24 protein-coding genes and 1 tRNA gene are annotated in these 22,074 nt (G+C 62.0%); 15 read left to right on the top strand and 10 right to left on the bottom strand.

Translation table 11 applies throughout. From position 1 onward, the window contains the following. Window positions 1-45: 45 nt before the first annotated feature. On the bottom strand, window positions 46-1,029 hold the full coding sequence (locus FF80_RS17145; protein WP_035102685.1) for a sulfate ABC transporter substrate-binding protein: 984 nt from the start codon (window positions 1,027-1,029) through the stop codon (window positions 46-48). 332 nt (window positions 1,030-1,361) lie between these two features. Then, window positions 1,362-2,693, bottom strand: a complete 1,332-nt coding sequence (gene rimO / locus FF80_RS17150; RefSeq protein ID WP_035102687.1) for a 30S ribosomal protein S12 methylthiotransferase RimO — start codon at window positions 2,691-2,693, stop codon at window positions 1,362-1,364. Between the two features lie 265 nt (window positions 2,694-2,958). Between rimO and FF80_RS17155 the strand changes: the two genes are divergently transcribed. Further along, window positions 2,959-3,336 carry a DoxX family protein gene (locus tag FF80_RS17155; protein ID WP_035102689.1) on the top strand — a complete coding sequence of 126 codons (378 nt, stop codon included), beginning with the start codon at window positions 2,959-2,961 and terminating at the stop codon, window positions 3,334-3,336. A 72-nt stretch (window positions 3,337-3,408) separates the two neighbouring features. On the opposite strand, the gene FF80_RS17160 is transcribed toward FF80_RS17155, so the two are convergent. Together FF80_RS17160 and lipB are read right to left on the bottom strand one after the other, a co-directional pair. Continuing rightward, window positions 3,409-3,948 carry a DUF4282 domain-containing protein gene (locus FF80_RS17160; RefSeq protein WP_035102692.1) on the bottom strand — a complete coding sequence of 180 codons (540 nt, stop codon included), beginning with the start codon at window positions 3,946-3,948 and terminating at the stop codon, window positions 3,409-3,411. Between the two features lie 50 nt (window positions 3,949-3,998). Beyond that, window positions 3,999-4,739, bottom strand: coding sequence for a lipoyl(octanoyl) transferase LipB (gene lipB, locus FF80_RS17165; protein WP_081917512.1), 741 nt, complete (start codon window positions 4,737-4,739; stop codon window positions 3,999-4,001). 8 nt (window positions 4,740-4,747) lie between these two features. Here lipB and FF80_RS17170 point away from each other — a divergent pair, with 8 nt between their 5' ends. The 4 genes from FF80_RS17170 (at window position 4,748) to FF80_RS17185 (ending at window position 7,356) form a co-directional block, all read left to right on the top strand. Further along, the gene (locus tag FF80_RS17170) at window positions 4,748-5,050 is read left to right on the top strand and encodes a FliM/FliN family flagellar motor switch protein (RefSeq protein WP_244445807.1); all 303 of its coding nucleotides are present in this window, start codon (window positions 4,748-4,750) and stop codon (window positions 5,048-5,050) included. Between the two features lie 126 nt (window positions 5,051-5,176). Further along, a complete protein-coding gene (locus FF80_RS17175; protein ID WP_081917513.1) occupies window positions 5,177-6,424 on the top strand; it encodes an MFS transporter in 1,248 nt (415 codons plus the stop codon). 122 nt (window positions 6,425-6,546) lie between these two features. After that, window positions 6,547-6,633: transfer RNA gene (locus FF80_RS17180), tRNA-Leu, on the top strand. A 75-nt stretch (window positions 6,634-6,708) separates the two neighbouring features. Then, a complete protein-coding gene (locus FF80_RS17185; protein WP_035102699.1) occupies window positions 6,709-7,356 on the top strand; it encodes a LysE family translocator in 648 nt (215 codons plus the stop codon). Between the two features lie 40 nt (window positions 7,357-7,396). On the opposite strand, the gene FF80_RS21985 is transcribed toward FF80_RS17185, so the two are convergent. Both FF80_RS21985 and FF80_RS17190 read right to left on the bottom strand, forming a co-directional pair. Continuing rightward, window positions 7,397-7,561: a hypothetical protein gene (locus tag FF80_RS21985; RefSeq protein ID WP_160172855.1), complete on the bottom strand. Its 165-nt coding sequence runs from the start codon at window positions 7,559-7,561 to the stop codon at window positions 7,397-7,399. Window positions 7,562-7,663: 102 nt separating this feature from the next. After that, window positions 7,664-8,035, bottom strand: a complete 372-nt coding sequence (locus tag FF80_RS17190) for an MmcQ/YjbR family DNA-binding protein (protein ID WP_035102701.1) — start codon at window positions 8,033-8,035, stop codon at window positions 7,664-7,666. Window positions 8,036-8,166: 131 nt separating this feature from the next. On the opposite strand from FF80_RS17190, the gene mgtE reads away from it, so the two are divergent. From mgtE to FF80_RS17210, 4 genes are all read left to right on the top strand, one after another. After that, window positions 8,167-9,582, top strand: a complete 1,416-nt coding sequence (mgtE, locus tag FF80_RS17195) for a magnesium transporter (RefSeq protein ID WP_244445808.1) — start codon at window positions 8,167-8,169, stop codon at window positions 9,580-9,582. Next, a complete protein-coding gene (locus FF80_RS17200) occupies window positions 9,583-10,137 on the top strand; it encodes an AAA family ATPase (protein ID WP_035102705.1) in 555 nt (184 codons plus the stop codon). Between the two features lie 376 nt (window positions 10,138-10,513). Then, window positions 10,514-11,191, top strand: coding sequence for a glutathione S-transferase family protein (locus tag FF80_RS17205; protein ID WP_052153699.1), 678 nt, complete (start codon window positions 10,514-10,516; stop codon window positions 11,189-11,191). Beyond that, window positions 11,188-11,613 carry a DUF1489 domain-containing protein gene (locus FF80_RS17210; RefSeq protein ID WP_035102709.1) on the top strand — a complete coding sequence of 142 codons (426 nt, stop codon included), beginning with the start codon at window positions 11,188-11,190 and terminating at the stop codon, window positions 11,611-11,613. The genes FF80_RS17205 and FF80_RS17210 overlap by 4 nt, the downstream gene beginning before the upstream one ends. On the opposite strand, the gene FF80_RS17215 is transcribed toward FF80_RS17210, so the two are convergent. Next, a complete protein-coding gene (locus tag FF80_RS17215; RefSeq protein WP_035102711.1) occupies window positions 11,614-12,231 on the bottom strand; it encodes a glutathione S-transferase family protein in 618 nt (205 codons plus the stop codon). It lies immediately after the preceding gene. Window positions 12,232-12,491: 260 nt separating this feature from the next. Between FF80_RS17215 and FF80_RS17220 the strand changes: the two genes are divergently transcribed. Both FF80_RS17220 and FF80_RS17225 read left to right on the top strand, forming a co-directional pair. Next, a complete protein-coding gene (locus tag FF80_RS17220; RefSeq protein WP_035102713.1) occupies window positions 12,492-13,319 on the top strand; it encodes a division plane positioning ATPase MipZ in 828 nt (275 codons plus the stop codon). Window positions 13,320-13,412: 93 nt separating this feature from the next. Continuing rightward, a complete protein-coding gene (locus FF80_RS17225; protein ID WP_035102715.1) occupies window positions 13,413-14,252 on the top strand; it encodes a division plane positioning ATPase MipZ in 840 nt (279 codons plus the stop codon). 12 nt (window positions 14,253-14,264) lie between these two features. On the opposite strand, the gene FF80_RS17230 is transcribed toward FF80_RS17225, so the two are convergent. From FF80_RS17230 to FF80_RS17240, 3 genes are all read right to left on the bottom strand, one after another. Next, a complete protein-coding gene (locus FF80_RS17230; protein WP_035102717.1) occupies window positions 14,265-15,287 on the bottom strand; it encodes a serine hydrolase domain-containing protein in 1,023 nt (340 codons plus the stop codon). Window positions 15,288-15,433: 146 nt separating this feature from the next. Further along, entirely contained in the window at window positions 15,434-15,703 is a 270-nt protein-coding gene (locus FF80_RS17235) for a hypothetical protein (protein ID WP_035102719.1), read from the bottom strand. Window positions 15,704-15,783: 80 nt separating this feature from the next. Then, complete coding sequence (locus tag FF80_RS17240) at window positions 15,784-17,370, bottom strand: SPOR domain-containing protein (protein WP_152558414.1); 1,587 nt, start codon at window positions 17,368-17,370, stop codon at window positions 15,784-15,786. 334 nt (window positions 17,371-17,704) lie between these two features. On the opposite strand from FF80_RS17240, the gene FF80_RS17245 reads away from it, so the two are divergent. The 4 genes from FF80_RS17245 (at window position 17,705) to clpA (ending at window position 22,015) form a co-directional block, all read left to right on the top strand. Beyond that, window positions 17,705-18,469 (top strand): DUF6236 family protein, encoded by a 765-nt coding sequence (locus FF80_RS17245; RefSeq protein ID WP_152558415.1) that lies wholly within the window; start codon window positions 17,705-17,707, stop codon window positions 18,467-18,469. Window positions 18,470-18,493: 24 nt separating this feature from the next. Beyond that, complete coding sequence (gene maiA / locus FF80_RS17250) at window positions 18,494-19,129, top strand: maleylacetoacetate isomerase (protein WP_035102722.1); 636 nt, start codon at window positions 18,494-18,496, stop codon at window positions 19,127-19,129. Window positions 19,130-19,309: 180 nt separating this feature from the next. Then, window positions 19,310-19,666, top strand: coding sequence for an ATP-dependent Clp protease adapter ClpS (clpS, locus tag FF80_RS17255; protein ID WP_244445810.1), 357 nt, complete (start codon window positions 19,310-19,312; stop codon window positions 19,664-19,666). A 9-nt stretch (window positions 19,667-19,675) separates the two neighbouring features. Then, the gene (gene clpA, locus FF80_RS17260) at window positions 19,676-22,015 is read left to right on the top strand and encodes an ATP-dependent Clp protease ATP-binding subunit ClpA (protein WP_035102726.1); all 2,340 of its coding nucleotides are present in this window, start codon (window positions 19,676-19,678) and stop codon (window positions 22,013-22,015) included. The last annotated feature ends 59 nt before the right edge of the window (window positions 22,016-22,074 follow it).

A 22,074-nucleotide genomic window follows, 5' to 3' on the forward strand; every position in this document is an offset into this window, starting at 1 on the left:
GTGGCAGAGGCCACGCCAGGATTTTGTGCTGGTGCGCGGCGGTGCCTACTGGTTCAAGAACACCTTGTCGAGCAGGCCACCATCGGCGAAATGCTCTTCGCTGACCTTTTCCCAGCCACCGAAAGCGTCTTCCACAGTGACGAGGCGAACGGCGGGAAAGTCGGCGGCGTGGGCAGCGGCGACGGTCTCGTCATTGACGCGGTGGAAGTTGGCGGCGGCGACTTCCTGGCCTTCGGGTGTGAAGAGGAAATCGAGATAGGCCTTGGCCACCTCACGGCTGCCGCGGCTATCGACGACCTTGTCGACGATAGCGACCGGGAATTCGGACAGGAAGCTGACCGAGGGGATCACGGCTTCATATTTGTCGGCACCGAGCTGCTTACGCACGGCAAGCACTTCGGCCTCGAAAGTCACCAGCACGTCGCCAAGCTGGCGCTCGGCAAAGGCGGTGGTGGCGGCGCGCCCGCCGGTTTCAAAGACTGGAACGTTGTTGAACAGCTTGGTGAGGAAGGCCTCGATCTGGGCCTCGTCGCCAGCATATTCCTCCGTCGCCCAGGCGCGGGCCGCAAGGTAGGTGTAACGGCCATTGCCGGAGGTCTTGGGATTGGGAAAAATCACCTGCACGCCATCGGCGGCCAGATCGCCCCAGTCACTGATACCTTTGGGATTGCCGGCGCGCACGAGAAATGCGGGGAAGGAGTAGAACGGGGCCGCATTGTTGGGAAACTGAGTGGCCCAATCGGCAGAGACGGCGCCGCCTTCGACGAGCTTGTCGATGTCGGTCACCTGGTTGAAGGTTACCACATCGGCGGCCAGACCCTCCAGAATGGCGCGGGCCTGGGTGGAGGTGCCGGCATGGGATTGGTTGACAGTTACCGTCGCGCCCGACGCCGCATAGGCCGCATTCTCGGCCTCGAACAGCTCGCGCGCAATGTCGTAGGACGCGTTGAGGATGTCGGTGGGCTGGGCGAAGGCAGCGGGGGTGCCAAGTCCGAAGGCCAGGATGGCGGTGGCAAGAAACTTGTTCATGTGACGCTGAAACTCCGAAGACGCGTACTCGTTGGGCATTCTGATGCAATGGACACGCTCGCGGCGTCAAAGGCTAAAGTCTTGGTTTGGATGAGTAATTTATAGAGCTGATCCGAAGGGCAAAGACGTTGCGCCGCGATGGCCGGCGGCGCGATAACGTTCCGGAACGCTCCCGGTAGGCCCATCCTCAGCTTGTCGAAGGACGAGGTCGTGGCACACCTGCCTGGAGTGTGTACGGGGTGCTGCGGTGGGTGGTCACTGGACATAGAAAAAGACCGCCCGATCAGGAGCGGCCTTCTGCATTTGAATCCGAAAACCAGCGTAACCCGCTGCTAGTTCAGCGCTTTCGCCGGCTCTGCGAACAGATCATACTCATCGCTACCGGTAACCGTTACCGAAACCATGTCGCCGATCTTGATGCCGTCGGCCTTGGATACGATGACCTGGCCGTCAATGTCCGGGGCGTCCCACTTGGAGCGGGCGATGACACGGTTATTGTCAGGGTCGACATCGTCGACCAGCACGTCAATGGTGCGGCCGACTTTTTTGGCGAGCTGGCCGGCCGAGACATTCTGCGCCACTTCCATCAGTCGCTCCCAGCGATCCTGCGCCACGTCGTCCGGCACGATACCGTCGAGTTCGTTGGCTGGAGCGCCAGTAACGGGTTCGTATTTGAAGCAGCCGGCGCGGTCGATCTCGGCTTCCTCGATGAAGTCGAGCATCATCTCGAAATCGTCCTCGGTCTCGCCGGGAAAGCCGACGATGAAGTTGGAACGCACAGTCAGATCAGGGACTTGGCGCTTCCAGTCGAGAATACGATTCAACGTCTTTTCCTGATGCGCCGGGCGCCGCATGGCCTTGAGCACCTTGGGGGAGGCGTGCTGGAAAGGAATATCCAGATAGGGCAGGACCAGGCCTTCGGCCATCAGTTCCATCACTGCGTCGACATGCGGGTAGGGGTACACATAGTGCAGGCGCACCCAAGCGCCGAGTTGGCCCAGTTCCTTGGCCAGATCATAGAACTTGGCCTTGACCGGGCGGCCGCGGTAATTGCTCTCGGCATATTTGATATCGACGCCATAGGCGCTGGTGTCCTGGGAGATGACCAGCAGTTCCTTGACGCCGCCACGGATCAGGCCCTCGGCCTCGCCCAGAATGCCGGCGGCGGGGCGGGAGGCCAGGTCGCCACGAATCTGGGGGATGATGCAGAAGGAGCAACGATTGTTGCAGCCTTCGGAAATCTTCAGATACGCGTAATGGCGCGGGGTGAGCTTGAGGCCCTGTTCGGGAACAAGGTCGATGAACTTGTTCGGCACGGGCGGCAGATGCTCGTGCACCGCGCTGACCACATTCTCGTATTGATGCGGGCCGGAAATGGCGAGCACCGAGGGATGGGTCTTGCGGATCAGCTCTTCCTCGACACCCAGGCACCCGGTGACGATGACGCGGCCGTTCTCGTTGAGGGCTTCGCCGATAGCTTCGAGCGATTCCTGCTTGGCGGAATCAAGGAAGCCGCAGGTATTGACCAGCACGATATCGGCACCGGCATAGTCGCGCGAAAACGAATAGCCCTGCGAGCGCAGGGTGGACATGATGCGCTCGCTGTCGACGAGGGCTTTGGGGCAGCCGAGGCTGACGAGGCCAATTTTTGGCGCTTGGCTCATGTGAGCAGGATTTCCAATGCGTGGATTTGTTGGGCGCGTCATATAGAAAGTTTGACGGTTACGCAATGTGACCGTCCCTCGCCTCGCGCGGGGCTGACCTGCCCATGATGGCGAACACGGCATCTTGAACGCGCGAAAAGGTGAACAGTGCGTCCGGTATTGTTCGGGTTTTCGCTTGCAAGCGGTTGAGTTAGTGGAGAATTTGCCTAAGCGTCACCGGGATTCCCTCCCTGCGCAGCATTCCAACGCTCACAAGGAAATCTGAATGTTCGATCGTCTCTCCGCCTACGCGCCGCAGGCCCTCGCCGTGCTGCGCATTGTTGCTGCCTTGCTATTTCTCGCCCATGGCACGCAAAAGATTCTGGGTTTCCCGGCCAGCGAAATGAACCCGCCCGCCTTCTCGATCTTCTGGACCGCCGGCATCATCGAAATCGTCACCGGTATCCTGATCGCTATCGGCTTTTTCACCCGCCCGGCTGCCTTCATCGCTTCGGGCACCATGGCTTTTGCCTATTTCATGGTCCATGCGCCCAATAGCTTCTTCCCCGTCAACAATGGCGGCGACGGCGCCGTCCTGTTCTGCTTCTTCTTCCTGTACCTGGTGTTTGCCGGTCCGGGTGCCTGGAGCGTCAACAAGCGGTAGGCTTGCGACGGTAACAAAAAAAACCCGCCGGGACATGGGTCCCGGCGGGTTTTTTGTATCCGGACTCCGTTGTCAGCTCGCGTCTTTGGGCGGCGGGGTGCGCTTGGCGGTGCGGCGGGGCTTGAAGACTTCCCCGGAACTGGTGGCCGGTGCGCGCGGCGCATCGGGCGAGGGCTGGGCAGGCGGCACATACGGCGCCGGGTCGGTAGCCGGGGTGATATATTCGTCGGCCTCGGCATAGTCGGCGTCTTCGCCTTCTTCGGCGAGGTCGCGAATGGCATCGCGCACTTCATCGAGCAGCGAGGCCGAATAGCGCGAGCGGTTGACTGTCTCTCCGCTCGCCTCATTGGTCTTGAACCAGACCAGCAGCGCCTCGCAGGCAATGCGCAGGCTGACCAGCGAGAGCAGGCCGAACACGGCGATTTCGAGCAGACCCCACAGGCCATTGCCGAAGCCGAAACCAAAGCTCCAGAACAAATGGCTGACGGCCCAAAGCAGAATGCCGGCCAATCCCAAAGCGTAGAGAATTGGCACCAGCTTAGGCGACAGGATCGCGTCGAGCCGGAACAGGGTTTGGCGCGTAAACAGGCGCTTCAGATCATCCAGGGTCATTTCAGGCTCCTTCCGAGGCTCGATCCGAGCTTAACCGCAACTTGGGCAAGTCAGCTAGCCGAAACAAGACTTTCCGTTGCCGAACTCATTGTCGGCCCAAAGCGCTGTTCGAAGCACAAGCGCAACACCGAATCGACTTCGGGCATGGAGGCGAGCTGGCCCAGATCCTCAAAACTGGTGACGCCCTGGTCGGTAATGCCGCAGGGAACGATGCCGTCGTAATGGCTGAGATTGGGATCCACATTGAGCGAAATGCCGTGGAAGGTGACCCATTTGGAGACGCGCACGCCGATGGCGGCGATCTTGTCTTCCTTGCCCACTCCCTTGTCCGGCCGGCCGACCCACACGCCAATCCGGCCCGCACGGCGTTCGCCGACGATATTGTGGGCGGCCAATGTATCGATGACCCAGCCTTCGAGCCCTTGCACGAGGCAACGGATATCGCGGCCGCGTTCGCGCAGGTCGAGCATGATATAGGCCACGCGCTGGCCAGGGCCATGATAGGTATATTGCCCGCCGCGCCCGGCATCATAGACCGGCAAACGGTCCGACAATAGATCGCCCGGCACTGCCGAGGTGCCAGCCGTGTAAAGGGCAGGGTGCTCCAGCAGCCACACGGCTTCGCCCGCCTCGCCGGCCGCAATGGCCGCAGCACGGGCCTGCATGGCGGCAAGCGCCGCCGGGTAGGGCACGGGTTCGGATGAAATCAGCCACTCCACCGGCTTATGGTCTGCGCGGATGAGTTTGCTGGCGCTGTCGCAGCTGCCAGGTTGTGTTGTTAACGCTTCCATAACCATAGATGCCTGACGATCGTAAAACAGAGATTCCGCGCGCCTATCGTGCTGCGGACGAGGTTGCTGACTTATCTATGAGCACATTAGACAATATTGAAGTGGACATCACCGTCGAGCTTGGCGCGACGACCATGCCGATCCACCATTTGCTGCGCATGGGCCGCGGCGCGGTGATCGAACTGGACGCGATGGAAAACGACCCGCTCAACATCTACGCCAATAACACATTGATCGCTCATGGCGAGGTCAGCGTCGAAGAAGGGCACCTGCGGGTGCTGATTTCCCAAAAGGCCATCAAATGGGGCTAGGACTTGCCCCGAGCCTGGTCCGGGGCTAGCGTGACCGCGCTGAGGAAACGCCAAATGCCGCAATCCCATATCGTCGTCGTAGGTGAAAGGTGCATGGTCCGCTAGCGGAAGCCATATCCGCTCGCCATGCGCCCCCGAACAATCGTTCGGGGGCTTTTTTGTTTTGGAGGAACCAAACTGATTCGCAAGGCAAGCGCCCCGCCGGCTCTGACCACGCTGATCCTGATCACGGCGACCTCCGTGGTAACGCTGAACATGATCGTGCCGTCGTTGACCAATATCGCCCGGGATCTTGAGGCGGATTATGCCCTGGTCAGCCTTGCCCTGGGCGGCTACCTCGCCGTGACTGCCGCGGTCCAGCTCGCCGTTGGCCCGCTTGCCGACCGGATCGGCCGGCGGCCGGTCTTGCTGGTGGCGCTGGCCGTGTTCACGCTCGCTTCGCTTGGCTGTGCCGTGGCGCAGAATGTTTGGATACTGCTGGCGTTCCGCATGCTGCAGGCCGCGGTGGTGTCTGGCTATGTGCTGTCGCTGGCGATCGTTCGCGACACCAGTGAAGGGAGCGATGCGGCGCGATTGCTGGGCCGCATCAGCATGGCCATGGCGCTGGCGCCCATGTTGGGGCCGATGCTGGGCAGCGTGCTGGATGCGGCCTTCGGGTGGCGCATGATCTTCGTGCTCTATGCCATAGCTGGGGCAGGGCTTTTATGGCTGGCATGGGTAGATGTGGGCGAAACCATCCGGCCTTCTGCAAAGCCTGACGAGAGCCGATTGGATGCCCTGCTCAGCAAGCCAGTGTTTTGGAGCTATGCGCTGTGCACGGCCTTCTCGACCGGTGCCTTCTACATCTTCCTGGCCGGAGCCCCGCTGATTGCCACCGCCGTTTTCGGCATCGGCACGGCCGAGCTTGGCACGTTCGTCGGCAGCATTACGGCCGGTTTCATCGCCGGTGCCTGGTTGGCAGGCCGTCTCGCCGGGCGGTATTCGCCCGCAACGATCATGTTGATGGGCCGGATTTTTGCCTGCCTGGGGCTTGCCGCGGGTCTGGTCTTGGTCGCCATGGGCCATCTGTCGCCGTCCCTGTATTTCGGATCAACGATCTTTGTCGGACTGGGCAATGGCATGACCATGCCGAACAGTAATGCCGGAGCCATGTCGGTGCAGCAGCGGCTGGCGGGAAGCGCGGCGGGCATAACCGGCGCGCTGACCGTGCTGGGCGGGGCATTGCTGACGGCAGGGACCGGGTTGGCCCTGTCCGGCCAGCCATCGCCCATGCTCCTGTTGGGGCTGATGCTGCTCGCCTCGTTCATGGGCCTGCTGGCGGCCGTTGCGGCCATCAGGTTGAGCAAGGCTGTGCCCAGCGGCCAGCCGGCATAGTGTGGCGGAGCGCCCCAATCCACAGCTTTCGCGGAATCTCGATTTAACCGCTTGAGGTTGGGTAAGACCTTTGCTACATCCCCACTCGCTTCGGGCCTTCGGGAACGGAGCCTACCAAGCGTGCGGTCGTGGCGGAATTGGTAGACGCGCAGCGTTGAGGTCGCTGTGCCCGAAAGGGCGTGGAAGTTCGAGTCTTCTCGACCGCACCAATATTCAAAAAAGCCGTGTAATCCCTGGATTACGCGGCTTTTTGATTTTGTTCGGTTTGCCGGAGGGACGTGACAATGCCTGATTCCAGCCAACTTGTTCTTTATTTCGGGGCCTGCCTGCTGCTCGCCATTACGCCGGGGCCGGGCATTTTCTATGTTGCGGCCCGCACTTTGGCCGGCGGTCGCGCCGAGGGTATTGCCTCCAGCTTCGGCAATGGGCTGGGCGGCATGGTACATGTCCTGGCTGGGGCGCTGGGCGTTTCCGCCATCGTGCTGGCCAGCGCCGAGCTGTTCACGCTGCTGAAATTTGCCGGGGCGGCTTATCTGGTCTGGATCGGTATTCGAACCATCCAGACGGCGCGGCGCGATGCGCGCGCGGCCCTGGGCGGCGAGCTCGTGGCTTCGGCGGTCGGGGCGAGGCGGGCGTTTCGCGAAGGCGTGCTGGTCGAAGCGCTCAATCCCAAGACGGCAGCATTTTTCCTGGCCTTCATTCCCCAGTTCATCAATGCCGAAGTGGGCAATGTGGCGCTGCAATTTGTGGCGCTGGGGACGGTGTCGGTGGTTCTGAACACGCTGGCCGATATTGTCGTGGCTTTTGCTGCCAGCCGCATCCGCGCCGGGGCCGCGGCTAATCCATCGCTTGTGCGGCGGCTGCGCGAGGCCTCGGGCGGCGCGATGATCGCGCTGGCGGGTGTGCTGGTTCTGGCCAGGCGCCCGTCCTGACCAGAGGAAGAAAAGGCCGCCCCTTGAGGCGGCCTTTGCATTATGGGGAGGGCGTCGCAGGCGCCGGTTCAGCAGGCGGCGGCGTGGTTGCCGGCGCGCTGGTATCGGCGGGGGGCGTACCACCCCCGGCGGGGGCGTCACCGCCACAGGCCGCCAGGGCAAGCGCCATCATCAGGGCCGCCGGGGCGATGAGGAATTTGGACATGGGATCACCTTTGTTGTTTTGATCTTGGTCGTTCACACATCGGTGAGCTAAGCGGCATAATCGGGCAAAAGTTGGGACCGAAGATGTTTTTGCCGTGACGTGTTAGTCCCAACCGGGGGCGGGGCGCTGCGCGGCCAGCGACTTTGGCGCCTTGAAGCGCCAGGCATCTTCCAATCGCAGCGAGAGTTCTTCATCCGCAATGGCGTCGAGCCGAATCAACACGGCGGGATAGCCGATATAGTGATCGGTTTCGAAATAGATCTGCGGCGAGATTTCCATCAACAGGGCCTTTTGCTCGGCCGGGCAAAGCAGGACAAGGGTGGTGGCGTCCTTGAGCCGGACGAAGGACTTGTCGCGCACCTTGAGTGCGGGAGTGCCAAGGCTGGTGGAGCGCGTGATGCCCGGCAGATTGCGCTGCTGGGCCAGAGCATGGACGCGCTCGAAGGCGGTATCGAGGTCACTGGCGTCGCTCATCGGTCTCTCCTCCCAATGCTCTGATTTTTCGGTATTTATGACCGAAAAACGCCGGCCCCAGTCTGGCGCATTGCGCGCCGATTGGCTACAGGTGGGCCTGCCCCCGAAACCCGCGACACAAAGGGCCTCCAGTGAGCATAGATAGTGAAACCGTGCCCGGCCCAGAGGCCGGGATTGATCCCAATGCGCTGCGCGATGCGGAGGACCGCATCAGCCCGCTATGGCTGGAACGCCTGCGCGCCTATTTGGATGCGGGGCGAGGGGACGATGTCGCCGCGGTGATGGAGCCGCTGCATGCCGCCGACGTGGGCGACGTGCTTGAATCGTTCGACGCCGAGGAGCGGCTGGCGCTGGTGCGCATGCTGGGCGACCGGTTCGATTATTCGGCACTGACCGAGGTGGACGAAAGCGTCCGCGTCGAGTTGATGGACGAATTGTCGAATGCCGATATCGCACGCGGCGTGACGGGGCTGGACAGCGACGACGCCGTCGCCATCCTGGAAGACCTCGAGCAGGAGGACCGCGATGAGGTTCTCTCGCAGCTGCCGACTTTCGAGCGGCTGAGCCTCAAGCGGAGCCTCGATTTCCCCGAGGAATCCGCTGGCCGGCGGATGCAGACCGATTTCATTGCCATTCCGCCATTCTGGACGGTGGGGCAGACCATCGATTATCTGCGCAGCGAGCCCGACCTGCCCGACGAATTCTACCAGATCTACGTCGTCGATGCGTCCTATCAGGTGCTGGGCACCATTCCGCTCGACAAGTTCCTGCGCGCCGCGCGGGCGACCTCCATCGAAACCCTGATGAACACCAATTTCGTCCTGGTCGATGCCAATGAGGACCAGGAAGAAGCGGCGCGCGATTTCGAGCGCTACGATCTGGTCGAAGTGGGCGTGGTGGACGAGAGCAGGCGGCTGGTCGGCGTGCTGACCATCGACGATATCGTCGACGTCATCCACGAAGAGGCTGACGAGGACATCAAGCTGCTGGCCGGTGTGGGCGATGAGGATATTTCAGACACCACGATTGATACGGTGCGCAGCCGCGTACCGTGGCTGGTGGTCAATCTGTTTACCGCGGTGGCGGTGTCCTACGTCATCGGGCTGTTCGATGGGACGATCGAGCAGATGGTGGCGCTGGCCGTGCTGATGCCCATCGTGGCCTCGATGGGCGGCAATGCCGGCACCCAGACCATGACGGTGACCGTGCGGGCCCTGGCCATGCGCGAACTGGACGGGCGGCGCCTGCGCCGGCTGATCACCCGCGAAATGGTGGTAGGGCTGGCCAATGGCGTGATCTTTGCCGTGCTGATCGGGCTGGTCACCTGGCTGCGCTTCGGTAATCTGGAACTGGGCGGCGTGATCGGGCTGGCCATGGTGATCAATCTGATCGTGGCAGGCACAGCGGGAATATTGATCCCCCTGGCGCTGGACAAGCTCAAGGCCGACCCGGCAATTGCCTCGGCGGTGTTCGTGACGACGATTACCGATACGGTGGGCTTCTTCGCATTCCTCGGCATTGCGGGGCTGTGGTTCGGGCTGTTCTAGATGGTTGAGCCGGGCAAGATCATCTTTGTGCACGGCGCCTCGAGCAGCGGCAAATCGACCATTGCGCGGGGCATCCAGGCGCAGATCGGGCTGCCGTTCTGGCATATTTCCATCGATCATCTGCGGGACGCGGGTGTGCTGCCCATGGCCCGGTTCAAGAGCCGCGAATTCGACTGGAAAGCGGCGCGGGTGCCGTTTTTCGACGGGTTTCACCGCTCGCTCGCGGCCTATGCGGCAGCCGGCAATAATCTGGTGCTCGAGCATATTCTGGATACGCCGGGCTGGCTGGACGATCTGGTGGCGCTATTCGCCCCATTTGACGTGTTTTTCGTCGGCGTGCATTGCCCGCTGCCGCTGCTGATCGAGCGGGAAAAAGCGCGGGGCGACCGGCCGCTGGGCAGCGCCGAGCGGGATTTCCATACCATCCACCAGTGCATGGAATACGACTTCGAGGTGCAGACCGACTCGGACGCCCCAGGCAATGTCGAGCGGGTGATCGCGGCCTGGGAAACGCGAGCGGGCGAGTCGTTTTTTGTACGGCGGGTCAAAGTGTGATTGCCGCTGAATACCGCTAAAATGCCCGGAAATCGGGTTCGTCGACCTTAACCGCGCCGGGAATCAAGCCTGTGGACTGTGGCAACTTCGCCGCTTGCAAAGCATTTATGACGCAGTTAACGATTCATGATCGGGTGTGACCCCTGCGCGTCAGTGGCGTCACAGACCGGAAGTGAACGGCTGACAAGGAGCGATCTATGCGAAGTCAACCGAAGGCCAATATGTGGCGAGCAGCGACCTGGACACTGGTCTGCCTGCTCTCGATGGGACTGGTTTTCTCCGTAATTGCTGGCGTCTAGGCGCTAGAGTTATTCACTCACACGATTTAGGAGGGCGCCCAAGCCACTGGGGCGCCCTTCTTGCTTAGGGAACAATGATGAAGCTGCTGATCGGCAATCGCAATTATTCCACCTGGTCGCTGCGGCCCTGGCTGGTCCTGGCCCATTTCGAAATCCCATTCGAGGACGAAGTGTTGCAGCTCTCAGGCGAAGGCTGGCGCGAGACGCTGGCGGCGCGCTCGCCCACCGGCAAGGTGCCGGTGCTGATCGATGGCGATCTGGTGATCCCCGAGACGATTGCCATCATCGAATATCTGGCCGATCTTTATTCCGACAAGACCATCTGGCCGGCCGGTCTGCGGCAGCGGGCAGTAGCGCGGGCGGCGAGTGCGGAAATGCACTCGGCTTTCCTGTCGCTGCGCAACCATGCGCCGATGAACTTGCGCGCCTCCCATCCCGGCAAGGTCAATATCGACACCATCAGCAAGGATCTGCACCGGCTGGAGACGCTGCTGGGCGGTTTGCTGACGCAATCGGGCGGGCCGTTCCTGTTCGGCGAGTTCACGGCCGCCGATGCAATGTTTGCGCCGGTGGCAACCCGCATCCGCACCTACGGCCTGCCGGTTTCCGACCTCCTGAATGCCTATGTGGAGGCGATCTATAGCCTGCCGGCGTTCCAGGAATGGCTGGCGCTGGCACTGCGGGAGCCATGGGTGGTCGATGACGACGAGATCGACGTGATGCAGGGGCGGGTAAAGCCGGGGACGCTGGTATGATCCACATGGTCAAGCTGTGCGTTGGCGTATCGACGCTGCAGGAGCTGGAAAGCTATCGCAACGAGCGAGCGCATTGGTGGGGCGCCGATTACGGCGAAGACGTGCATGTGCACCGCACCCGCATGCGACCCAAGCGCGCCGCGGAGATGGAAGGCCTGTCCTCGATCTACTGGGTCATCGCCGGTGCTATCGTCTGCCGCCAGCCGATCCTGCGCCTGGCCCAATATACCGACGCCGAGGGCAAGGATTATTGCGACATCATCATGAGCCCCGACATGGTGCGCACCGTGCCCTATCCCAAACGCCCCTTCCAGGGCTGGCGTTACCTCCGCCCCGAAGACGCGCCCCCGGATCTGGGCGCCAACGAAAATGCCGAAGCACTGGCGCTGGCGGCCGATCTGGCGAAGCTGGGATTGATCTGATCAGGTCATGAGCGGATAGCTGCCAGCAAAGGCGGACAGCGCATTTGCCCTGGCTGAAAGGGCAGCCAGGACCGGCCGGGATTGTTGCGTCAATGCCGGATGCGCCGTGGCGATGAAGTCGTAAGCGCAGACCATGGCCACGATCGCCCCTCTAGGATGGTCGTTCGCTGGCCATTCCGCACTGGCGGCCAGGGTTTCCAGATGATCGAGGCCGGCGGTAATCTGCTGGCCCAGCCGGGCGCGCCAGTCCGGCCATTGCAACTCCGCCGGGCGGCGGATGGCCTCGTAGACCAGCGCGACGCCTTTTTCGGCCACGCCATTGGCATAGCCCGCGGTCTGGAGCTGGGCAATTCGGGCGGGACCATTGGCCGGGAACAGGCGTTTCCCCTCTTGGGCCGTCTGGTCGAGATAATCGATGATGGCGGAGGTTTCGATCAGGTCCGTGCCGTCATCGAGGCGCAGGACCGGGACGCGTCCAAGGGGATTGGCGTCGGTAATGCCGCCAAAGTCAGACTGCAGCACATTGACGATCTGGCGTTCAAAGGGACGGCCTTGCAGTGTCAACGAAATCGCCACGCGCCGCACGAATGGCGAGAGCTTGCCGCCGAAGAGAATCATGGTGTTGGGGTCCTGGTGGGTGGCGGTTAGAATGACAAGCGCCTGCGCAATCTTGCAAGTAGACCTCATCCTGAGCCCGTCGAAGGACGAGGTTGTGGCACCCAAAGCCTCCACTCACCCGACCTCGTGGTTCGACAGGGTCACCATGAGGTCTCTAGGGGCACCTTCTCCCACGCAGAAATCACCCTGTTAATCGGCTGTTAACCATGCAGGTTCGATGTGTTGACCAAGAGTTAATCGTTCCTGATTTGGAGACGGCGATGGGGCAGGGCGCACATGTCATTGTGGTGGGCAATGAGAAGGGCGGGTCGGGCAAATCGACCACGGCGTTTCACCTCGCCATTTACCTGATGCATCACGGCTATCGCGTCGCCACCATCGACGTGGACAGCCGGCAGCAGACCTTTACCCATTATGTGCGTAACCGCCGCGCCTGGACGCGGGAGCGGGGCCTTAATGTGCCCAATCCCAAGCATTTCCACCTGCCGACCGCCTGGGGCGATTCCATCAAGGACAACCAGCAGGCCGAGATGGCGGTGTTCCGCAAGGCGATCGCCGAGGTGGATGGGGCGGTCGATTACCTGGTGATCGACACGCCCGGCTTTGACACCAATCTGACGCGGCTAGCCCATACCATGGCCGATACGCTGGTGACCCCGCTCAATGACAGCCTGATCGATCTGAACGTGCTGGCGCGGGTCGATCCCGCAACGGGCGAGCCGGTCGAGACCAGCCATTATGCGCGGCTGGTGCAGCGGGCGCGCTCGGAGCGGCTGGCGGCGGATGGCAAGAACATCGACTGGGTCTTGGTGCGAAACCGCATTTCCATGCTGGGTTCGCGCAATGCCAATCAGGTGCATGCGACGCTGGAGCGGATCGGCACGCGCTTTGGCGCCAGGGTAGCCGATGGCATTGCCGAGCGCGTGATCTTCCGCTCGCTGTTTGCCAGTGGCATGACGGTGTTCGATCCGCTGGAGGAGGTTGCGCTGGGCGGCGCGCCCTCGATGTCCCATGTCAGCGCGCGGCAGGAATACCGCAATCTGGTGGGGGCGCTGCAATTGCCGGTGCGGCAACGGATGGCGGCCTAGGCTCTGCCTGATCAGCAATAATTGTGACAGAACCACCCTTGCCGGGCGGTGCGAAACACTGACACTTGCCGGACGTAGCAGGAGTGATTTGCCGTGCGACAAGGCCCGCATGTCATCGTCGTCGGCAATGAGAAGGGCGGGTCGGGCAAATCGACCACGGCCTTTCATCTGGTCATCTACCTGCTTTATCAGGGTCATCGGGTCGCTTCGATCGACGTGGACAGCCGGCAGCAGACCTTTACCCACTATGTGCGCAATCGGCGCGATTGGGCCAAGGCGCAGGGCCTGAGCCTGCTCCATCCCACCCATTTCCACCTGCCGCTGGCGCAGGGAGATTCGGTGAAGGAAAATCACGGCCGCGAGTTCGAGATGTTCCGCCAGGCGATCGGCGAAGTGGACGATGACACCGATTACCTGGTGATCGACACGCCGGGCTTTGACACCAATCTGACGCGGCTGGCGCATTCGCTGGCCGATACGCTGATCACGCCGGTCAATGACAGCCTGATCGATCTCAATGTCCTGGCGCAGATGGACCCGATGACGGGTGCGCCGCGCGAAATGAGCCATTATGCCCGGCTGGTGCAACGGGCGCGCTCGGAGCGCCTGGCGATCGATGGCAAGACCATGGATTGGGTGCTGGTGCGCAATCGCATCTCGATGCTGTCGTCGCGCAGCATGCGGCAGGTGCAAGCCATGCTGGAACGGATCGCTGCCCGCTTCGGCTGCCGCGTGGCCGAGGGCATTGCCGAACGCGTGGTGTTCCGTTCGCTGTTCCCCATGGGGCTGACAGTGTTCGACCCGCTCGACGAGGCGCTGCTGGGCGGCTCGCCATCGCTGTCGCATGTGGGCGCCCGCGAGGAATACCGCGCGCTGGCATCGGCACTGCATCTGCCAGTCAGGCCACAGGCCAAGGTGTCCGCCGAGGGGTGACGGGGGCAGGGCTTAGGCCGGCACCAAATTCGCCAGCACAATCTCCCGCCACACGCGGTTGGGTGTGACCCAGGCGTCCCATTCATTGTAGTGGCCCGAATAAATGACCACAGCGAGGCCAGCATCGGGCATGAGCCACAGCCGCTGGCCGCCATTGCCAAAGCCGGCCGCCCACTTGCGTTCGCCCTGCAAAGCGGGCGTGGGCGCCTCACCCAGAAACCACAGGCGGCCATAATGCAGCCCGTCGCCGGTCTCGATGGCGGGCTTTAGCGAGGCATCGATCCATCCTTGGGAGACGATGTGGATTCCTTCATGCTCACCGCCCCTCAGCACCATATTGCCGATGCGCAGCAGGTCGCGCGGGCGCAGCCGCAGGCCCGAGGCGGCAGAAGCGACGCCATCGGCGCCGCTATTCCATTCGAATTGCTCGATACCCAGCGGGTCGAACAGGGTCTCGCGGGCAAAATCGGGCAGAGACCGGCCGGTACCACGGGCGATCAGGGCGCCGATCAGCGCCACGCTGCCGCCGGAATAGATCCAGCGCGTTCCCGGCTCGGCGACGACAGGCTGTTCGAGAATGAAGCGGTAGCGATCCGGCGCATTTTCCATGGCGATTTCGCTATTGAGCGGATCGGTATAGGGGCGGTTCTCATCCCATTGCAGCCCCATGCTCATGGTCAGGGCATGCTCGATCGTGATGCCGGCTTTGGTCTTGTCGGCCTGCAGGTCGGGATAATCGGGGAATTGGGCGAAGAGCGGGGCTTCAGGCGGCGGCACCAGACCCCGGTCGAGCGCTATGCCATAGAGCAGGCTGACCACGCTTTTGGTGACCGAGCGGAGGTCATGCAGCGTCTGGGCATCGAAAGTAACGTCACCGAGCGGATAGCCCCAGTTTTCGTCATGGCCGGTATAGTAGGTTTCGAGCGCCAGCTCGCCATTGTGCCCAACAAGCACGGCGTGGAGATGGTGAAGTAGGCCAGACTCGATGCCGGCTGCGAGCTTGCGGGGCAGATCGGGGGAGAAGGATTGCGGCATGAGGCGCTCCACGGATTGGCTGTGGAGCCTAGTAAAATGTCGGGTGGAAATTCAAGGAGGGGAGATCACTCGGGACTCACATCACCGCATTCTTGGGGGCGTCCGGGGCAAACACCGTCCTAATCAGGGACGATATTGGCCGTCCGTTACCGTTTGCCAAAGCTCATGCGCAGGGCACGCTTGCCGCCGGGGGCGAAGACGTCGATGTCGATATGGACCGGCTCCTGCACCATGCGGCGGGTGCGCGCGGAGAGGGCCAGCACGACGCCGAGCAGGTCGCCAACGCCGCGGCGGCGGGGCAGCATGCGGCCGGTCATTCCCGCCAGCACGCGGTTGCGCGCGGCCATGTCGTCCGAGGTTAGGGCAGAGCGGCCAATGAAACTGGCAAGCTCGGCGAGGGCAGTACGTTCGCTCATTGGGCTACTCCAAACACAGGCACCAATTTGCTTCCCTGGTCACCAGCGGTACGCCCGCCGGTCATTCTCGTTGGTTCTCGTCAGCTCTGCATGGCCAGGCAGGACAGGTTCTGCTGCTTGAGCTGGTTGCACATGGCCGTGGCCCCATCGCGATCGCCAAAGCCGACGAAGCGGGCGCGGAAGAAGGTCTGGCCGTTCTTTTCGAAGCGCTCCACATAGGAGCGGAAATCGCCCAGCGTGCCGACCTTGCCGGCGGCGTCCGACAGCATGGCGCGGGCACTATCTTCGGACGGACCGGCGCCGATCTGCACGACCCAGCCACCGGGCGGGACGTCGGCCGCAGCAACCTGCACCGAGCCGGAGGTCATCAGGTCGACCGGCTGCTCCTGCGCGGCGGCGGGCGCCTGCATTTCAAGCGGGGCGGACGGCGCGGTCTGGCCAAGGGCGGCCGGAGGGGCGCCCAGATTATAGGTATCGCTCAGCCAGGCGCCGATCACGTCCTGGCTGGGATAGACCGGTTGCGGTGCCTGGGTGGGGGCAGCCAGGATATTGGCAGCCTGCACGGCGGGCTGCAGGCCCAGATCGGCCGGCATTGGCTGGGGAACGGGTGCCACATTGGCCACCGCCACTGCAGGCGCCGCGGAAGCGCGCGGCTGGGCCTGGGCGCCATTGGCGGCCACGAGCTGGGCCAGACGGAAGCCGGGCAGGGGCATTGGCTGGACAAAAACCGGCCGGCTGGGCTGGGCGACGGCGACCTGAACGGTGGCGCTGCCTTGACGGCCCGGCTGAGGGATCATTGCGGTTTGCAGGTAATTGCCCTGGCGGCTCTTGGGCAGGTAATTGGCAACGAGCTGGCGGACCTTCTCATCACGCGAGGCGCTGGAATTGAAACCGAAGGCGACGACGATGATGTGGCGATTGTCGCGACGGGCAGCGGTCAGCAGGTTGGAGCCGGCGGCATTGATATAGCCGGTCTTGATGCCATCGACGGCGCCCATATAGCCCAGTACGCGATTGTGGTTGCCATAGGTGTTCCGACCGTAGCTGAAGCTCTTGGTCTGGAAGAACTCGTAATAGTTGGGAAAGTGCTGGTAGACGGCGATGCCCAGGATGGCCTGATCGCGCACGGTGGTGATCTGGGCACCGTCGGGCAGGCCCGAGGCATTGCGATATGTGGTGCTGCGCATGCCCAGGGCACGGGCCGTGGCGGTCATGCGTTCGGCGAATTTTGCTTCCGAGCCCGAAATGTGCTCGGCGATAACACGGGCCATATCATTGGCCGACAGGGTCACCAGCGACTTGATGGCGTCTTCCACGGTAATGGTCGAGCCGGCGCGCAGGCCCAGCTTGGTGGGCACGGCGGCGGCGGCAAAACGCGACACGGTCATCTTGGTGGAGAGCTTGAGATTGCCCGCGCTCAGTTCCTGGAACAGGATATAGAGCGTCATGATCTTGGTGACGGAGGCGGGATAGCGGCGGCTATCTGCGGCCTCTTCATACATCACCTTGCCGGATTTGGCGTCGACCACGATGCCGGCATATTTGCGGAGATTTTCGATAGCCTGTGCGGGCGCCACGGTATGAGCCGTAACTGCAAACAGGACGAGGACTGCGGCAAAGGCGCGGACAGCAACCGTACGCCATGGGGATTTCGCCTGAGAAGCCACCCGGTACTCCAACTCTTATTCCTCGGACGCTTCTGCGCCCGTACGCAACTACACATTGGCGGACGGCCCCGGTGTGCCCCAAACACCCCGGTCTATCCTCTCCATTTGGGAGAATACTGCGCCGCCGTTACCATTCCGTAAAATGCCACCGAATTTGTCACGAGTGTGGAGAGACGGTCACGGGCAGTGGCGCGCTGCGGTGAAAACCGGCGGCATTGCTTGACGGCAAACTCACTTCCGTCCTCTAACTTTTGGAAAGGTGGGGGCAAGAGATATGCGTGGGATTGTTACGATGCCGAGCGGTGTGAATGTGTTTGCTCGAGGCGGTGTGAGGATGGGCACGGACTATGATCCGCAGCAGTTGCGCATTTGGCTTCTATATTGGGACAAGATATTTGAAGCCGGTGCGTCAAATATAAGGGTGGGGCGCGCTGTAGATTTCGACTTCCTTGAGCGGAATGGCTCTTATGCCTTTCGGGAGATGTCTCACCCAGGTGGAGAGCTATCTCAAATATTTCTTGAATCGCGGGCACGCCTCTTCGACGAGCTGGAAGCCGTTTCCCCGGGTAGCTGGGCGATCGCGTCCTCCAGTGGGGCGTGGGACGGCGAGGAAGGGGATGGGCGGCGAGCGCTGAGAGTTCAGTTGATGAAAGCGCTTCCCGTGCCCGATCAGGCGGTTCCTCTTGAAGAAATAATTTCGTTTCGCGAAAAACGTCGATCAGAACGCGATGCCCTAATGGCTTCCATTGACGATGTATATCAGTCTGTAGTTGGAGCACCTGATCGTCCTCTTGCTGAGCACACTGCGTTGGCAAAGTTGGCAGTTGAAGCCCGAAGCCAGCTCGACGTCATGGCGGAAAGCAAGTTCTCATATCGGTTGTGTGACATGGCGGCGGACTTTAATCTTGGTGCTGCTGCATTGTGCGCGGTGGGGACCTTAGCTTTGGGGACCGCGTGGCCGGCGGTAGTGGGAAACAGCTTGCTTGCGGGAGCTACGATAACCATTGGCAAAATAGCTGGGCTTATAAATTCCAAGAAAGCCGACACGCCGTACCGATACGTGGCCTCGTACCATTCGGAGCTATTTCGTCCAGAATAGCTGCCCGAATGAGGTGAGTACGCGGTGAAACTCTATACACGGTGGCAGAATTCGGCGGGCGAACGGGTGCGGATCGCGCTGAACCTCAAGGGGCTGGATTACGATTATGTCAGCGTGGGAAGTCTTGGCGCGCAGGCCTATGCGGCGATCAATCCGCAAGGCCTGATGCCGGCGCTGGAGCTGGACGGACAGGTTTTTACCCAATCCGCGGCCATTCTCGATCTGCTGGAAACGCGATTTCCCGAACGCCAGCTCTTGCCGGCCGATCCTGTCCGCCGGGCGCATGCGATTGCCTTCGGGGCGATCATCGCGTCGGAGATGCATGCACTGACGGTTAACCGCGTGCGCAAATATCTGGCCGGACATGGCATTGACGAGGCCGGACTGGCCCAGTGGGTGCAGCACTGGCAGGGCGAGGGCTTTGCGGCGCTCGAGGCCCTGCTCGCACGGCGGGCGCAGGACTGGGATTTTTGCTATGGCGAGGTGCCGGGCTGGGCGGACCTGCACCTGGCGCCGCAGGTGGCAGCAGCGCGGCGGCTGGGTGTGGTGCTGGAGCGCTTCCCCCTTGTCGTGGCAATCACGGAGCGGTGCGAGAGCCTGCCGGCCTTCATCGCCGCCCGCCCGGAAGCGCAGCCGGATTTCCCGAAAAACGCCGGTTAGCCGCCCTTTTTTCGCTGTCACAAAAACGCGATGCATTGCCCCTTAACACGGGCCTGATTTTGCCTACATAATGGGTCCACCATGCTGCTTCGTTTCTCTTACGACAGATGTCTTCCGATGACCGATATTGACCTCCTCGCCATGACCGATGAGGCCCCGGGCGCCCTGCGTCTGGAGCCGATGCCCGCTTGGGCCGGGCCCAAGGAGGATGATGGCGGCAAGGATGGCGGGGGAAAGAACGGCACCGAAACCGGGACGATCACCAAGACCCGGCCAAAAACCAAGCGTCCAAACCTTTATCGCGTGCTTTTGCTGAATGACGACTACACTCCGATGGAGTTCGTCGTGCTGGTCCTGCAGGATGTGTTCAACAAGACGCGCGAGGAGGCGATGCGCATCATGCTGCATGTTCACCAAAAGGGGGTGGGTGAATGCGGCGTCTATCCATACGAGGTTGCCGAAACCAAGGTGACCCGCGTCATGGACACTGCACGCAAAAATCAGCATCCGCTGCAATGCGTGATGGAAAAGCAATAGGAACATCATATGCCCTCATTTTCCCGCGGACTTGAAAAGGCTCTGCATCAGGCGATGAACCTGGCGCGCGAGCGCAACCACGAGTTCGCAACGCTCGAGCACCTCTTGCTGGCCCTGACCGACGACCGTGAGACGATCGCCGTGCTGACCGGTTGCGATGTCGATATCGACGCGCTCAAGAGCGATCTTGAAGATTTCATCAATGAAGAGCTCGATAGCCTGATCGTGGCCAATGGCCAGGATGCGCGGCCGACCGCAGCCTTCCAGCGCGTGATCCAGCGCGCCGTCATCCATGTGCAGAGCTCCGGCCGCGAAGAAGTCACCGGCGCCAATGTGCTGGTCGCGATCTTTGCCGAGCGTGAGAGCCACGCCGCCTATTTCCTCGAACAGCAGGACATGAGCCGGCTGGACGCGGTCAATTTCATCAGCCACGGGATCACCAAGTCCGGTCCCAGCGAGGAGCGCAAGGTGCGTGGTGCTGAGGACGGCGAAGGCAATAGTGAAGGCGGCGCCGAGGCCAAGAAGAGCTCGGCTCTGGCCGATTTCTGCGTCAACCTCAATGAGAAGGCGCGCTCTGGCAAGATCGACCCGCTGATCGGCCGCGATGCCGAGCTGCGCCGCACCATCCAGATCCTGTGCCGCCGTTCCAAGAACAATCCGCTCTATGTGGGTGATGCCGGCGTGGGCAAGACGGCGATTGCCGAAGGCCTGGCCCGCAAGATCGTTGAGGGCGATGTGCCCGAAGTGCTCAAGGAAGCGGTGATCTATTCGCTCGATATGGGTTCGCTCCTGGCCGGCACCCGCTATCGCGGCGACTTTGAGGAACGCCTCAAGGCCGTGATGAAGGAGCTGGAAAAGCTGCCCAATTCGGTGCTGTTCATCGACGAAATCCACACCATGATCGGTGCTGGCGCGACCTCAGGTGGTGCGCTCGATGCCTCCAACCTGCTCAAGCCGGCTTTGGCTTCGGGCGCGATCCGTTGCATCGGTTCGACCACCTATAAGGAATATCGCCAGTTCTTCGAGAAGGACCGGGCTTTGGTTCGCCGCTTCCAGAAGATCGATGTCAACGAGCCCTCCGTGCCCGATGCCATCGAGATCGTGAAGGGTCTGCGGCCCTATTTCGAAGAGTTCCACAAGATCAAGTACACCGACGATGCTCTTAAAGCGGCGGTGGAACTGAGCGCGCGTTATATCAATGACCGCAAGCTGCCCGACAAGGCGATCGACGTGCTCGACGAGACGGGTGCCAGCCAGATGCTGGTGACCGAGGACAAGCGCAAGAAGGTCATCGATGTCGAGGATATCGAGGCGACCATTGCCACCATTGCGCGCATCCCGCCAAAATCGGTCTCCAAGTCCGATGCCGACCTGCTGAGCAGCCTCGAGCAGAGCCTGAAGACCGTGGTGTTCGGCCAGGACATTGCCATCACGGCCCTGTCGTCGGCGATCAAGCTGGCCCGTGCCGGCCTGCGCGAACCGGAAAAGCCGATTGGCTCCTACCTGTTCACCGGCCCGACTGGTGTCGGCAAGACCGAGGTTGCCAAGCAGCTCGCCGACACACTCGGCGTGGAACTGCTGCGCTTCGACATGTCCGAATATATGGAGCGGCATACCGTGTCGCGCCTGATCGGCGCGCCTCCGGGCTATGTCGGGTTCGATCAGGGCGGTTTGCTCACCGATGGCGTGGATCAGCATCCCCATTGCGTGGTGCTGCTCGACGAAATCGAAAAGGCCCATCCCGATCTCTACAACATCCTGTTGCAGGTGATGGACCATGGCAAGCTGACCGACCACAACGGCAAGTCGGTGGATTTCCGCAATGTCATCCTGATCATGACGTCCAATGTCGGCGCCATGGACCTGCAGAAGGCGCCGATCGGCTTCGGCCGCAAGCGCGAGCAGGGGGACGACGAAGAGGCGATCAACCGCCTGTTCACCCCGGAATTCCGCAACCGGCTCGATGCGATCATTTCCTTCGCACCGTTGCCGCGCGAAGTGGTCCGCCGCGTCGTCGAGAAGTTCGTGCTGCAGCTCGAAGGCCAACTGGCCGAACGCGGCGTCACGATCAACCTCACGCCGGAAGCCGCCGATTGGCTGGCCGAACGCGGCTATGACGAACGCATGGGCGCGCGCCCGCTGGGCCGCGTGATCCAGGAGCACATCAAAAAGCCCCTGGCCGATCAGGTGCTGTTCGGCGAGTTGATCAATGGGGGCACGGTAACCGTCGCCGTGGTCGGCGAAGGCCAGGAGGCCAAGCTGGAATTGGTGGCGGTCCCACCCCGCGCAGCCAAGCCAAAGGCCCTCCCCAAGCCGAAAAAGCCCAAGGCAACGGCCGAGAAGAACTAATGCAGAAGGCCCGGAGCGATCCGGGCCTTTTTGTTTGGTGGGCAACGGGGACCATTTGG

Origin of the sequence: Devosia sp. LC5 (assembly GCF_000735585.1) — a bacterium.
GTDB lineage: Bacteria > Pseudomonadota > Alphaproteobacteria > Rhizobiales > Devosiaceae > Devosia.

Coding starts and splice junctions, on each gene's coding strand:
- FF80_RS17145 (WP_035102685.1), bottom strand. CDS start 1,029: ATGAACAAGTTTCTTGCCACCGCCATCCTGGCCTTCGGACTTGGCACC.
- rimO (WP_035102687.1), bottom strand. CDS start 2,693: ATGAGCCAAGCGCCAAAAATTGGCCTCGTCAGCCTCGGCTGCCCCAAA.
- FF80_RS17155 (WP_035102689.1), top strand. CDS start 2,959: ATGTTCGATCGTCTCTCCGCCTACGCGCCGCAGGCCCTCGCCGTGCTG.
- FF80_RS17160 (WP_035102692.1), bottom strand. CDS start 3,948: ATGACCCTGGATGATCTGAAGCGCCTGTTTACGCGCCAAACCCTGTTC.
- lipB (WP_081917512.1), bottom strand. CDS start 4,739: ATGGAAGCGTTAACAACACAACCTGGCAGCTGCGACAGCGCCAGCAAA.
- FF80_RS17170 (WP_244445807.1), top strand. CDS start 4,748: ATGCCTGACGATCGTAAAACAGAGATTCCGCGCGCCTATCGTGCTGCG.
- FF80_RS17175 (WP_081917513.1), top strand. CDS start 5,177: ATGCGCCCCCGAACAATCGTTCGGGGGCTTTTTTGTTTTGGAGGAACC.
- FF80_RS17185 (WP_035102699.1), top strand. CDS start 6,709: ATGCCTGATTCCAGCCAACTTGTTCTTTATTTCGGGGCCTGCCTGCTG.
- FF80_RS21985 (WP_160172855.1), bottom strand. CDS start 7,561: ATGTCCAAATTCCTCATCGCCCCGGCGGCCCTGATGATGGCGCTTGCC.
- FF80_RS17190 (WP_035102701.1), bottom strand. CDS start 8,035: ATGAGCGACGCCAGTGACCTCGATACCGCCTTCGAGCGCGTCCATGCT.
- FF80_RS17200 (WP_035102705.1), top strand. CDS start 9,583: ATGGTTGAGCCGGGCAAGATCATCTTTGTGCACGGCGCCTCGAGCAGC.
- FF80_RS17205 (WP_052153699.1), top strand. CDS start 10,514: ATGAAGCTGCTGATCGGCAATCGCAATTATTCCACCTGGTCGCTGCGG.
- FF80_RS17210 (WP_035102709.1), top strand. CDS start 11,188: ATGATCCACATGGTCAAGCTGTGCGTTGGCGTATCGACGCTGCAGGAG.
- FF80_RS17215 (WP_035102711.1), bottom strand. CDS start 12,231: ATGATTCTCTTCGGCGGCAAGCTCTCGCCATTCGTGCGGCGCGTGGCG.
- FF80_RS17220 (WP_035102713.1), top strand. CDS start 12,492: ATGGGGCAGGGCGCACATGTCATTGTGGTGGGCAATGAGAAGGGCGGG.
- FF80_RS17230 (WP_035102717.1), bottom strand. CDS start 15,287: ATGCCGCAATCCTTCTCCCCCGATCTGCCCCGCAAGCTCGCAGCCGGC.
- FF80_RS17235 (WP_035102719.1), bottom strand. CDS start 15,703: ATGAGCGAACGTACTGCCCTCGCCGAGCTTGCCAGTTTCATTGGCCGC.
- FF80_RS17245 (WP_152558415.1), top strand. CDS start 17,705: ATGGGCACGGACTATGATCCGCAGCAGTTGCGCATTTGGCTTCTATAT.
- clpS (WP_244445810.1), top strand. CDS start 19,310: ATGCCCGCTTGGGCCGGGCCCAAGGAGGATGATGGCGGCAAGGATGGC.
- clpA (WP_035102726.1), top strand. CDS start 19,676: ATGCCCTCATTTTCCCGCGGACTTGAAAAGGCTCTGCATCAGGCGATG.